Source organism: Dehalococcoidia bacterium (assembly GCA_025054935.1).
Lineage (GTDB): Bacteria > Chloroflexota > Dehalococcoidia > SpSt-223 > SpSt-223 > JANWZD01.
Genome location: JANWZD010000017.1, coordinates 47953 through 60481 on the forward strand (window position 1 = coordinate 47953; position 12529 = coordinate 60481).

Sequence of the window (12529 nt, forward strand, 5' to 3'; positions counted from 1 at the left end):
ACGGCGAACCAGCACGGCGAGTTTCAGCGTACTGTGAGTTCGCCGATAGCGATCGCGTCGCGCCCGTCCGCAGCACGCAGCCGTCCGCTCGTTTCTCGGTAGAGACCGACGAGGATCCGGTAGTGGCCGGCGGGCAGCTGCAGTTCGTGCGGGTCGACAACCAGCTCTCCCGGCGTCCAGCCGGTTGTCGGCCGCCGCCAGTTGGCCGGAACACTGTCACTCTGCGCGATCAGCTCGCCGCGATCGGTGACCGCGTGGACGAACACTTTGTAGTTGTCCCGAACCTGCTGGGTCGCGGTCCAGACGAGCCGGATCGACGCCTCGCAGAGCGGGGAGCAGCTCTCCGGCGCGTCGATCGCTGCGCCTCGGAGGCGGATAGGGCCAAGGTCGATATCAAGCCGCCGCGCCGCTGCCAGCACGGCGTGGGGGGTCTCATACAGAACGACCCGGACCTGATGCCAGCTTCCCGTGGCGACAGGCAGCGCGTGTGTCTCCAGCCACTCTTCAACAAATCCCTCGCTATCCCAGTTTGGAGCGCGCACCGGGATCAGCCAGACCCGCTGAGCAGCGGCCGTGAGCTCCCCAAGCTGACGCGCCACAAGGGGGCGGTCGACTGGCGCGTGAGCAGGGATCAAGCGGACGGGGATGGGGCCGCGGTAGTAGTACTCGAAGGTGGGGTCTGGATAGTTGAGGACGATAACATCGCCTGGGCGAGCGTCACGGGCGATGGCGCGGGCCGGCGAGCGCCAGTCGGCGGCTTTGGCGTAGGCAGGGTCCAGCCAATAGTTCCCGAGCGCAAGCGCAGAAGCGACGAGCAGCACGGCGAGCGCCGCTCCGCCGGCAATCGGCAGCAGCCACTGCCCAAGAGCGACAATCCCCGCTGCGAGCAGCACGGGATACAGCCCGCTTGACGGCAGCAGGTAGGTTTCGGCGAAGACCGGACCGCGCAGGCTTGCTGCCCACTGCGCTCCGAACCCGGCCGCGACCACCGCCGCGGCAAGCCAGCCCCGCGCGCCCGATTGCCGGCCGAGCCAGGCCGCGCCGACAATCGCAACCGCAGCGCCGAAGATGGCCGCAACAGCTGCCCATTCCGGCGACCCGCTCCGTCCTGTCAGGTAGGCGATGGCGGCCCGCAGGAGCGCCGCGGGCAGCGCAGGCTGATCGCCGTTGCCGACATAGTGCAGCAGGAGAGCGCGGTTCCAGAAGAGCCAGCTGAGCGCAAGGGCAGCAAGGACCGACTGCGCCATCAGCCAGCGTTGCAGCGCCAGCCGCTCGCGGCGGTGGCGGAGCAGCCAAAAGCCGTTCTGCACCGCCGCGATCGGGAGAAAGGCGTAATGGGTGAGGAGGGCGAGCGCCGAGAATAGGGCGTACTGCGCGAGCCGGAGGAGGTCGGTTGGCCGGTCATCCAGCCGCAGGAGCGCGAGCAGCGAAAGCAGGCCGAGCGCGAGGGCCTGAGTGTACATGCGGGCGTCTTGCGCATTCCAGATATAGAACGGATTGACCGCAAGCAGCAGCGCCGCGACAAGCGCGACAGCGGGGCCGCCAAGGCGCGCGCCGATCTGGGCTCCGGCCGGCACGGCGAGCACACCAAAGAAGAGAGGAACGAAGCGAAAGACTGTTTCGACATCGCCGACCGCCTCGCGCCACCCTTTCGCGATCAGGTAGAAGAGCGGGGGATGCGGCTCATTGCGGGCGATACTGGCGAGCAGCGACAGCCAGTCCTGCTGAACGAACCAAATGACGAATGTCTCGTCGCCGCGATAAGGGTGGGCCTCAAGCCGGAAGACACGGATCGCGAAGGCGAGCCAGACGGCCACGACGAGCACCCAGCTGCGCGCCATGCGGGAATTCTAGTCTTCGTCTGCGCGGTTGCCCTCTCTATAATCGCCGCGGCATGGAGGAGAAGATGAGCGGCACCGTCGGGATCGCCTGCATGGCAGCGGATGCGCCGAGCGCCTTGGCGAACATCGAGCGGGCGGAGCAGCTGGGCATCCGCGCTGCCTGGCTGACCGCCGGCGGACTGACGAGCGACTCACTGACCCTCTTCGCGGCGGCCGCTGTCCGAACACGCCATATCCTGCTCGGCACCTCCATCGCCCAAACGTGGACGCGCCATCCCCTCCTGATGGCGGTCCAAGCGGCAACGGTGGCGGCGCTCGCGCCCGGCCGCTTCCGGCTAGGCATCGGCCCGAGCCACGGTCCTCAGATGGAGCCAACGTGGGGCATTCCCTACGAGAAGCCGCTCGCCCACCTGCGGGACTACCTCGCCGTGCTTAGGCCCGCCCTTCAGCGCGGGGAGGTTCACGTCGAAAACCGGCGCTATCGTGTCCATGCCGTGCTGCCGAAGGCGCCGGGCGTGCCAGTGCTGATCTCGGCGCTGCGCGAGAAGTCGTTCCGGCTCGCCGGCGAGCTGACCGATGGCGCGATCACGTGGGTGACCCCGATCACCTTCGTCCAGCAGCGCGCCGTGCCGGCCATCGCCGAAGGCGCCCGAGCAGCGGGGCGACCCACGCCGCCGATCATCTTTCATGCGCCCGTCTGCCTCACCGATCGCCCGCAGGAGGCGCGCGCGGCAGCGCGCCAGCAGCTCGCGCTGTACCCGCGGCTGCCGAACTATGCCGCGATGTTCCGCGCGGCCGGCTACGAGCCCGAAAACGACAGCTGGACCGACGCGATGATCGACGCGGTGGTGATCTCCGGCGACGAAACGACGGTCGCCAACCGGCTGCGTGCGCTCTTCGCTCAGGGTGTCAGCGAGGTGATTGTCCATCCCATCGGAGCGCCGTCCGACCCTGCGGGCTCGACCGAGCGGGCTTGGCAGCTGGTCGCCAGCCTGCAGTAACAAGGCGCCGACCGTTTGCGCGCCAAGCATGCGGAGATTCGTCTGCTACGATCCCGGGCGACGGGAGTATGCCGTGCTTCGCTGGCTCCTCTTCTGCATACCAGTTGCCTTCTTGACGGCGGGCTGCGCCGCTGCCCCGAACCTCCCTCTGCCCGGCCTGCCGCGGCCTGCCGCAACGCCGTCTCCCACCCCAACCGTCCGGACGATAGGGGCGCCGCCGCTCGCCGCCTCGCCGACGCTGACGCTCACGGTACGACCGGGCGGAACGGTTACGCCGACTGCTCCTGTGCCCCTCACCCCCACCGCAGGGATCACTCGGACGCAGACGGCCCTTGCCGCGACGCGCACCGTGACGCCGACAGCCACTGTGACCCGGACGGTCACCGCCACCCCGACGGTCACCCGCACGGCGCCGCCGGGCGGGACTGCCGTCCCGGCTCAGGGACCGGGCGTGCCGGGAGGGCTCGGCGACGTGAACGCCATTATCAGCGCCACCGTCTCCTATGTCTTGAGCAACACCACCTTGACCGGCTTTGAAGTCGAGTATCAGACGACGGTGCGCGAGTACGCCCGCACTCGTGTCCAACGGCGCGGCGACCCAACGAGCACCACCTACGCCATTCTCCGCTGGAACAACGGGGTCTGGGCAGTGATCGCGTATGGGACGTCCTTCCCGAACGCGCGCGAGCTCGGCATCCCCGACCAGCTTCTCCCGAGTGGTCCGCCGGTCGGCACGCCGCCGACGCCGACGGTGACTGCTCCCCGCCCCCCGCCGACGCCGACGCCCCTCGGAGCGCGCTAGGCGGCATTCGGGGCGGCGAGCGCTATTGCGTCGGCAGGCAACGGCCGATACTCGCTGTAGAGGGGGCCGCCGAGACGACGAGCGCGGTCCGACAGCGCAGAACGAGAGCGGCAACGATGACAATCTCGAAAGGTCTGACCTCGTATCGCCATCCAAGCGGCCTCCACGATATTGCCCCGGCGGTCGAGCCGATCGACAGCGCGTTTGACCGGCTGATTGCCTGCGCTGTTCGGGTTCTCGGCGTTGAGGTTGCGGCGCTCTGCCACGGCGAGCGAAGGCGCGTTATAGCGCAGACGGACGCTCCTGTGCTAGTCGACGCAGTTCGTCAGGTTGAGGAATGGATTGGGGGCAGCGCCGCGCCGGTCTTTCTTGACGACCTCTCGACCGCCCGCGACGCCCCGATGTTCGAGCCTCTCACTGCTGCCGGCCTGCGCGCTGTGGCGGGCGTCCCTCTTTCCCCGGGCGCCGGCACAGTCGTCGGCGTCCTTTGCGTCTGCTCGACCCTGCCGCGCGGGTGGACGGACGACGATCGCGCCGTTCTGCAGGGGCTGGCTGCGGCGGCGCTCAGCGAGATCATGCTGCGCGAGGCGATGGCGCGCGTTGCAGAGCAGCGCGACCTGATGCATCGGATGCTGGACCGGGTGACGGACGGCTTCGTTGCCATCGATCGACAATGGCGTTTTGCCTATCTCAACGCAAGCGCGGAACAGGTGATCGAGCGGCCGCGGGATGAGGTGATCGGCCGCGTTGTCTGGGAGGTCTTTCCCGGGGCGATGACGACGCTGTTCGGGCCGGCGGTGCGGCGCGCGGCCGAACGCGGCGAGACAGTCATTGTTGAGGACCAGCTCCCCTGGAGCGGGCGCTGGCTTGAGGCGCGCATCTTTCCCAGCGCTGATGGACTGTCGATCTACCTCCACGACACGACCGATCGGCGGCTGGCCGCTCAGGAGCGCGAAGCGCGGGCAGTGGCTGAGGCGCAGCGCGACGGCGTCATCCTCGCGAGCCGCGAAGCGGCGCATCTGCTGAACAACGACATTGCTCTCCCGATGGGGCTGGTCGAACTCGCGCTGCTTGACTCTAGCCTCTCTGCGCGCACTCGTGCGCTGCTCGTTGACATCGGCCGGTCTCTGGAGCGGCTGCACGCGACAATCCGCCGCTTCCAGTCGATCGCGCGGGTGGAGACGAAAGAGACGCCCGTGGGGCGGGCGCTCGACTTGGCGCGCTCCACGGAAGAGACTGCCGGTTAACGCGGAGCAAGCGCCTCAATCACCTCGAAGTAGGCCGCGACAGCCGCCGCTCCCGGCACACGCCATTCGGGGATGTGGAGGATCGCCTCGTCCAGCACGCCGTCATAAGCGGCGAGGCGCCGGCGTATTTCGGTCGCGTCGCCGCAGAGCGCGAACAAGTCGACGAGGTCATCTGGGATCGCCCGGGCCACCGCTGCGCTGTCGCCGTCGGCGAGGGCGCGCTCGATCGCGGCTTTGACATCCTGCCGGCCGTAGTGCTCGAGCACGTGGCGGTTGTGGCTAATGACGAGGTAGGCCTGAACGCCGGCTCGGCCGCGGGCGATTGCCGCCGCTTTACTGGGACCGAGCGAGACGAGGAACGCGCCGATCCGCCGCGCTGTCCCCACCGGTCGGCAGGCATGACGCTCCCCCGCCTCGACTGCTGGCAGAGCAACGTCGCGTAAGAACGGCCCGGTGTGAAGATCGTTGAACATCACGCCGTCACCGAGGGCGCCGGCGAGGCGGAGCATCTGCGGACCATTCGCGGCGAGATCAATCGGCAAGGATGGAGTGGCGGGCGGGCGCAGCCGAGCATAGCCGCGAAAGCGGTAGAACGGCCCCTCGTAGGAGGCGGGCGCGCCGGGCGTCGTCGCCCAGGCGGCGCGCACCGCGCTGACATAGTCGCGGAACCGGCCGACAATCCGTCCGTAGTCGATGTCGTGCCAGCCGCTCGTGCGCTCGCGCGAGCCGGTGCCGAGCCCAAGGCGATAGCGTCCCGGGGCGAGCTCGTCGACCGTCGCGGCTGCGGTCGCCGTCTGGACGGGCGTCCGACCGAGGATCGCCACGCCGTTGCGCAGGTGAAGCCGCTCCGTGGCGGCGGCAACGGCAGCGAGCGCCGCGAACGAGTCGAGCGCGGAGTCGCCGATCGAAATGCCCCACCAGCCGGCGCGTTCGAGGGCGCGAGCGACGGCAATCGCGTCGCGGGGGGAGGCGCCGCTCGCGTGGACACCGAGTGACAGCCGGTCGAAAATCGTCATCGCGTCGTTCCTCCGGCGACCGTCCGGTAGACGGCCAAGGTTTCGAGGGCGGTCTTCTCCCACCGGAAGCGGCGCGCTCGGCGCAGCCCCTTCTCACGCAGCGCGGTGACAAGGGGGTCATCGGCAAGCACGCGCCGGAGGGCGGCAGCAAGCGCGGCGCGGTCGGTGGGAGGCACGAGCAGCCCTGCATCGCCAACAACTTCCGGTAAGGAGGAGGTGTTGGAGGCGACGACCGGCGTGCCGCAGGCCATCGCCTCGAGGGGCGGCAAGCCGAAGCCCTCGTAGAGCGAGGGAAAAACGAAGGCGCGGGCTGCCGAGAGGAGGGTTGGGGTGTCGGCGTCCTCCACCCATCCCAAGAAATGGACGCGGCGTTCGAGGCCGAGCCGACGGACGTGAGCGAACACCGGCTCGAACAGCCAGCCGCGGCGTCCCGCGATAACGAGGTCGGCCGTCTCGCCGGCGGCGACGAGCGACTGGTAGGCGTCGAGCAGCGCGATGAGATTCTTGCGCGGCTCGATCGTCCCGAGATAGAGCAGAAAACGCTCCGGCAGGCCAAGCCGCTGCCGGAGCGCGGCACGCTGCGCCGGGTCGTCCACCGGCTGGAAGCGCGAGGCGACGCCCTCGTAGATGACGTGGATGCGCTCCGCTGGCACGCCGTAGAGCGCGACGACATCCCGCTTGGTCTGCTCTGAGACGGCGATCAAGGCATCGGCGGCGCGCAGGAAGCGGGGCATCATCAGCGTCAGATACCAGCGATTAAGCGGCAGATGATGCTCCGGGTAGAAGCGAAAGATCAGGTCGTGGACAGTGAAGACTGTCCGGATGCGGCGCGTCGGCGGGAGCAGATGGTCCGTACCGTGGAAGATCGTCGTCGGCCCGATCGCGGCGTCGAGGGGCAGATGAGCAAAGGATGCAAGCAGAACACTCATCCGCCATGGCTTGGCATCGAGGGGGATGCGCCGGACAGGAAGACGGTCAAGCGGCGGGTCGGGCCGGAGGTCGCGTCCGGCGGAATGGAGAAACGCCTGATAGTCGTCGCCGCGGTCAAGCGCGACGAGAGCGGCGGTCAGTTCGTGGGCGTAGCGGCCGAGCCCGCCGTGGCGGCGCACTGCGGCGGAGAGATCGATCGTAATCCGCATGTGCGGGATGGTAGCGGAGCCGCGTGAGGCTGCGAACGCCCCCGCTGCCGCAAGCAGCAAAGGAAGAGAGCAGTGGGCGGTGAGGGGCTCGAACCCCCGGCCTTCTGGGTGTAAACCAGACGCTCTGACCTGCTGAGCTAACCGCCCGCACCTCAATGATAGGGCACGCTCAGGCGCCGGCTCATCGACCGCGAGGCGTCTCTCACCTCTTCCGCCGCGGAGAAGGACCGAGCGAGCGGCGGCGCTTGCGCTGCGGGAAGAGGAGGTACCGAGCCGGCGCCGCCGTTCGGCAGCTGGCTGCGGCTAGGGGGACCATCGTGGGGACAGCGGCCCTCGCGTCTGAGCGGGTTCTCGATGGCCGGTCTCAGCGCGCGGAAGCGGCACTTGCCGAAGAAAGGAGGCTTCTCTCCGGACCGCTGGCGCGCTCTGCGAAAGCAGCCGCGCCGCGGGGCCGCACGAGCGCATGGCGGCATGCTACAGTCTTCCTCGACAGATGACGCGCTCGGACCGTCCCTCCGTGCTGCAGGTTTGGCTGCTGGCGATCCGCTGGCGGACACTCTCGGCAGCGGTTGCGCCGGTCCTTGTAGGGACGGGCCTCGCGATTGGCGACGCGGTCTTCGACCCGCTTGCAACTGCGGCAGCGCTGATCGCAGCACTCTGCATCCAGATTGGCACCAATCTTGCCAACGACCTCTACGACTATCGGCGCGGCGCTGATCGTGAGCGTGTCGGTCCGACGCGCGTGGTGACGGCGGGCCTGCTGTCGCCGCGGGCAGCACAGCGCGGGGTCCTCGCCTTTTTCGGGCTGGCGCTGCTGGCAGGGACGGTGCTCGTCTTCCGCGGGGGGTGGCCTATTGTGATCATTGGTCTTGCTTCCCTCGCCGCCGGCTATGCCTACACTGCCGGCCCGTTCCCGCTCGCCTACAACGGCCTCGGCGATCTCGCCGCCTTTCTCTTCTTCGGGGTCATCGGCGTCACCGGGATGTACTACGTCCACGCGCTGGTCTGGTCGCCCTGGGCGCTGCTCGCCAGCTTGCCGGTCGCCGCGCTGGTAACCGGGATCCTGATCGTCAACAACATCCGCGACCTCGACGGCGACCGCCGGGTCGGCAAACGGACGCTGGCCGTCATCCTCGGCCGCGCCGGCGCGCGCCTCGAGTTCTGCTTCCTGCTGGCGCTCGCCTACCTTGTTCCGATCGTCTTTGCCTTCGCCGGCCGAAGCTGGGCAGCGCTCCCGCTCTTAAGCGCGCCTCTCGCCGTTCCGCTCGCTCGTACGGTGCTGCAGCGCGACGACGCGGCAGCGCTCAATCCTGCGCTCTTTCGAGCAGCGCAGCTGCTGGCGCTGCACAGCGCCCTCTTCGCTCTCGGCTTGGCCCTCTAGCGAGCTGGCGGACGAGTTGACGCTCCGATTGCTGCTCGCTATTCTCCTATGACCGAGGAGGGGGCCCCATTCGGTTCGTCCTAGCCGTCGTGCTGATGCTCAGCGGAGCGGGCTGCACGCCAGCAGTCCGCCAGCCGCTCGCTACGCTTCAAGCGACGGCTGCCACGCTCGCCCGCGATCGCGCCAACACGATGGCAGATCATCTCGATGCGGCGCACCGCTACGCCAACAGTGTCGACAATCCCGATCTGCGCGATGCTGTCAATGCGCTCGCTGCGGCCTGGCAGCGTCCGGATACTCCCGGCGGCGTCCAAGTGGTGATCGAGCCGGTCCGCAACACCGAGGTCGCGCTCAATCTGAACGCTCCGGGCCGCACCGTCAAGCTGATCCCGATTGTCGAGAACGGACGCGTTCGCTACCTCCTCCGTGTCGATACGCCGCGCTACCACGCCGAACTGCAAGGTCCGGGAGAGCTGGCGCTCCACCTCTATGCTGCCTCGCTTATGCGCGACTGGTACGAAGCGAACCGCGCGAAGGGGCTCGACGGTCCCGCGCTCGTCGATGCGCTGATTGCCGAGCCGGATGGACTGATGGCCGCCTACTACCCCGCATGGGAAACCGTCATCGACAAAGGGTATCGCCCCCTGCGCGCGGCGGCTCGGCTGCCGGCCATTCCCCGGCTCGACACCCTCGCCGAAGCGCGTGCGGCCTGTGCGCGCGCTGCCGACCGCGCTGCCTGCTGGCAGGCAGCAGTGCGCGGCTATCTTGGGATAATCGTCCGCCAATAAGCCCTGCTGGCCGGGGGAGCGTTTGGGCGCGGGAGCAGACGAGCCGTGCCTTGCCGAGGGCTCGACTGGCTGCTAGACTGCGCCCTACCATTTCCACGCCTCAATGGAACCGAGTGTGACGACTTCCTCCCCGGCAACGCCACGGCCGGTGGTGCCTGTCCGGCGTGGCATCTCCGTCGGCGACGGTTTCCGCTTCGGCTGCGGCTTCATCCTTGCCCAACTGGTCTTCGTTCTGCTCAGTATCATGGCGGTGCTGCTGGCGCTGATTGTTCTTCAGGTGCTCGGGCTGCTGCCGAACCTGAATGCCCTCGTCCCGCCAGCGTAGCGGTTCAGCTCACCAGCAGGAACCATGCGTTGAGCTGGCGGATCAGCCCGCCGACCTCACGCGCGATACGCAGCGGGGTCGGCGCTCCGGCCGGAACAACGTGGGCGAACAGCTGGTATTCCCGGAAGCAGGCGCGCTCGCCGAGCGCTGCGGCTAAGCGGCGGGACTCGCTTACGGGCACGTACGGGTCGTTGACATCGTGCAGGATGAAGACCGGCGCTCGGATCGCGGCGACACGCTCGCGCGGCGAGAGCTGCCGCAGCGCGGCGAGCGCCTCCGGCGGCAGCTCGCTCAGCAGCTGGTCGACGGTTGCCGGGGCGCGCTCCTCGAGGAGCCGCTGAACAAGCCGTCCGGCCGGGGACAGCCGACTGCTCTCCACCGGAACGGGCGGGAACGCGAGATAGGCTGCCTCCAACGCGTCACGGTCCGCCGGGGTCGGGACGGTGTCGATCAGCTGGCGGCGATAGGCGATGACGGCGAGGTCGCTTGGCTGCCAGGAGGGGCGTCCTGGCTCCAGCATCGTCGCCGACCCGATTTGGCGCAGGAGGTCGAAGGCGTCGTAGTAGCCGCCGACGGTGTGGACAAAGGCGACCTCTTCCGCAATCCGCTCGTCCCCTGCCGCGACGAGGGCAAGCCCGCCGCCGACGGAGAGCCCGAGAAACCCGACCCGCCGCGGGTCGACCTCCGGCTGGCGGGCCAGCGCCTCAAACGCCTGCACAAGAACCTCGATCTCCTCTGGGACAATGCGGCCGGCGCGGAGGCGGGGCGAGTCGGGGAAGAGCGCAACGACCCCGCTGCGCGCGAGGCCGTCGCCCAATCGCCGGACGTTCGGGTCATCGAGCGGCGCGGGATAGACACCGAGCACCACGATCACCGCCGGCGCTTGTCGGGCGAATGCCGGCAGGTAGAGATCGCCGCTCGCGCGCTCCTCATTCATGCTCCACGTGAAGACGCGGGAAGCGGGAGGCAAGGTCAGGGCGACCGAAGGGCGGATCGGCTGAAAGACGAGAAGGTCGGGCACGAGCAGCGCTGTGCGCGCCGCGGCAAGGAGTGCGCGCGGCCCGACGGCGATCCCGCAAAAGACGAGGAGGCTTCCGAGCGCCGCCGCGAGCAGCGCCCGGCGAAGGCAGGACGGCGGCAACGGCTTCATCGGGTGCTCGCGGCGCTCGATGCTCCTTCCTCGCCGTCTGCGCCGGCGCGCCTGCTCGAGGGGAGCCCTGCTGCGAGCGTCTTGCCGGTCACGGGGCGCTCACTATCAGCGGGCGCTGTTTGCTCGCCGCGCAGACCGCGCCCACGTCTGCTGGATCGCATAGGCGAGCGAGAGCGCGGCGCCAAAGGCGAGGCCAGCGATCCACGCGGCCGCGCCATACTGCTCGGCGGCGGCGCCAAAGAGATTGAGCATGATCCACTGCGGTAGCCGGCCGATCAGCACGCCGATGAGAATGGAGCGGACTGGCGCGGCGGTGAAGCCGGCGGCGTAATAGAGGGCGTCGCCGAGAGGAGGAAGAAAGACGGCGATCCAGACGAGCGGCGAGCGGGCGGCGCCGACGCGGTCGATAGCGGCGAGCGCGGCGCCATTTGCGAACCGGCCGACAATCGGCCGTCCGAGCTTGCGCGCGAGCAGGAGTGCGGTCGAGGCGCCGAGCAGGCCGCCGATGATCGTCAGCGCGAGCCCGCCCCAAAACCCGTAGACATAGGCCGCGACATAGCCGACGACCGAGTTCGGGATCGGGGCGATCACGATCTGGAGAACAGAGAGAACGAGGACGACCGCGGGACCCGCCGCGCCGAGCCCCAGCACCCAAGCGCGCAGCGCTTCGAGGTCCTCATCGATCCAGGGGAGAGTGCTGCGCAAAAGATAGGTGACTACCGCGCCGGCGGTCAGCATGATCACGAGGGCTGCCGGCAGCAGCAGCTCAGGACGGACAAATCGGCGGAGATCCAGCACGCGACGCTCCTTGCCTCCTCGCGCCGGGCGACCGGACGATCCGGGGGCTACCACCCGCGCAGACGAAACCTCTCCTCTCGCTCCCTATGGTAAGGTACGCCTCGCGGCAGCTGGAAGAGTGGGGGGAAAATCGCCGGAACCGGTCTCGTCGTTGCCGGCGTTGGGGAGGCGGTCAGCGGGTCGTTGGGTGGGCCCCGTTTCCGGCTGTGATCGTCGCGCTTTCCTTGGCGTGGTTCTCGCTGCCGCGCGCTGAAGCGCGAGTTCTGCTCGATTATCCGCTCCCCGCCGGCCACTTCTGCACCCCAAGCGGATGGCGCCGCTGGCGCGACCGGCCGCGGCTTCGCGGTGAGCGACGCCGACGGCATCCCTTTCCTCCTACCTGCGGACTGGCGGCCCGAACAAACTGGCGGGGGCGGCGCCGCGCCGAATTCGTAGGCCCCGATGTCGCATCCTGGCCGACGGACCGAAGGACGCCCCGCTGGCGGTGGCCGGGCAGGTGCCGAGGGCGGCGTCGATGGCCGGGCTGCCGGTCGTTCCTTCGGTGGCCGCGCCTCGTCCGCTCAGCCCCCGGGCTCTCTGAAGAAGAAGAGAGGCACGAGGATGCGCGTGATCGTCCGGCCGGACGTCGGCGTCGGCGTGGGCGATGGCGTGGCGGTCGGCGACGGCGTGGGCGTTGGGGTCGGCGGCAGGATGCTGAAGGGCAGGCCGTTGGAGATGCTGTCCGCCGCCTGCCCGTAGCGCGCGGTGACGGTCGCCGTGCCGGCGGTGGTGAGGTCACTGGCGGGGATGGCGACGCTGAGCGTGGTGCTGTTGAGGACGGTGGTGGCGCGCGCGCTGCCGTTCCAGAGCGCCACTGTGCCCGCGAGGAAGTGCGTTCCCGTGACGATGAGGGTGAAGGCGGGACCGTTTTGGGGCGCGCTGCTCGGCTGGAGGGCGGTGAGGGTGGGCGCTGCGCCGTGCTCATAGGCGCCGACATCGCACGGCGCGCTTCGCGGCGCGCCCCGCTGGTCGGTGGGCGGGCAGGTGGAGGCTTGGCCGATG

At 69.1% G+C, this 12529-nt stretch carries 12 protein-coding genes and 1 tRNA gene; 6 read left to right on the top strand and 7 right to left on the bottom strand.

Annotation, left to right across the window (positions count from 1 at the left end; genetic code table 11):
• Positions 1-23: 23 nt before the first annotated feature.
• Positions 24-1841 carry a glycosyltransferase family 39 protein gene (locus tag NZ773_15000; protein ID MCS6803233.1) on the bottom strand — a complete coding sequence of 606 codons (1818 nt, stop codon included), beginning with the start codon at positions 1839-1841 and terminating at the stop codon, positions 24-26.
• Between the two features lie 53 nt (positions 1842-1894).
• Here NZ773_15000 and NZ773_15005 point away from each other — a divergent pair, with 53 nt between their 5' ends.
• From NZ773_15005 to NZ773_15015, 3 genes are all read left to right on the top strand, one after another.
• A complete protein-coding gene (locus NZ773_15005; GenBank protein MCS6803234.1) occupies positions 1895-2842 on the top strand; it encodes an LLM class flavin-dependent oxidoreductase in 948 nt (315 codons plus the stop codon).
• 73 nt (positions 2843-2915) lie between these two features.
• Complete coding sequence (locus NZ773_15010; protein MCS6803235.1) at positions 2916-3644, top strand: hypothetical protein; 729 nt, start codon at positions 2916-2918, stop codon at positions 3642-3644.
• A 116-nt stretch (positions 3645-3760) separates the two neighbouring features.
• On the top strand, positions 3761-4891 hold the full coding sequence (locus NZ773_15015; protein ID MCS6803236.1) for a PAS domain-containing protein: 1131 nt from the start codon (positions 3761-3763) through the stop codon (positions 4889-4891).
• On the opposite strand, the gene NZ773_15020 is transcribed toward NZ773_15015, so the two are convergent.
• The 3 genes from NZ773_15020 to NZ773_15030 form a co-directional block, all read right to left on the bottom strand.
• Positions 4888-5907, bottom strand: a complete 1020-nt coding sequence (locus NZ773_15020) for an LLM class flavin-dependent oxidoreductase (GenBank protein ID MCS6803237.1) — start codon at positions 5905-5907, stop codon at positions 4888-4890. The two genes, NZ773_15015 and NZ773_15020, sit on opposite strands and share 4 nt — an antisense overlap.
• Positions 5904-7046: a glycosyltransferase family 4 protein gene (locus NZ773_15025; protein MCS6803238.1), complete on the bottom strand. Its 1143-nt coding sequence runs from the start codon at positions 7044-7046 to the stop codon at positions 5904-5906. The genes NZ773_15020 and NZ773_15025 overlap by 4 nt, the downstream gene beginning before the upstream one ends.
• A 73-nt stretch (positions 7047-7119) precedes the next feature.
• Positions 7120-7193: transfer RNA gene (locus tag NZ773_15030), tRNA-Val, on the bottom strand.
• A gap of 346 nt (positions 7194-7539) precedes the next feature.
• Between NZ773_15030 and NZ773_15035 the strand changes: the two genes are divergently transcribed.
• From NZ773_15035 to NZ773_15045, 3 genes are all read left to right on the top strand, one after another.
• Positions 7540-8427, top strand: a complete 888-nt coding sequence (locus NZ773_15035; GenBank protein ID MCS6803239.1) for a 1,4-dihydroxy-2-naphthoate polyprenyltransferase — start codon at positions 7540-7542, stop codon at positions 8425-8427.
• A gap of 95 nt (positions 8428-8522) precedes the next feature.
• A complete protein-coding gene (locus NZ773_15040) occupies positions 8523-9215 on the top strand; it encodes a hypothetical protein (GenBank protein ID MCS6803240.1) in 693 nt (230 codons plus the stop codon).
• A 103-nt stretch (positions 9216-9318) separates the two neighbouring features.
• Positions 9319-9540 carry a hypothetical protein gene (locus tag NZ773_15045; GenBank protein ID MCS6803241.1) on the top strand — a complete coding sequence of 74 codons (222 nt, stop codon included), beginning with the start codon at positions 9319-9321 and terminating at the stop codon, positions 9538-9540.
• 4 nt (positions 9541-9544) lie between these two features.
• Here the strand turns inward: NZ773_15045 and NZ773_15050 are convergent, their stop codons facing one another.
• From NZ773_15050 to NZ773_15060, 3 genes are all read right to left on the bottom strand, one after another.
• Positions 9545-10690 carry an acetylxylan esterase gene (locus NZ773_15050; GenBank protein ID MCS6803242.1) on the bottom strand — a complete coding sequence of 382 codons (1146 nt, stop codon included), beginning with the start codon at positions 10688-10690 and terminating at the stop codon, positions 9545-9547.
• A gap of 105 nt (positions 10691-10795) precedes the next feature.
• Entirely contained in the window at positions 10796-11488 is a 693-nt protein-coding gene (locus tag NZ773_15055) for a VTT domain-containing protein (GenBank protein ID MCS6803243.1), read from the bottom strand.
• Between the two features lie 560 nt (positions 11489-12048).
• A partial coding sequence (locus NZ773_15060) for a hypothetical protein (GenBank protein ID MCS6803244.1) occupies positions 12049-12529 on the bottom strand: 481 nt, incomplete at its 5' end.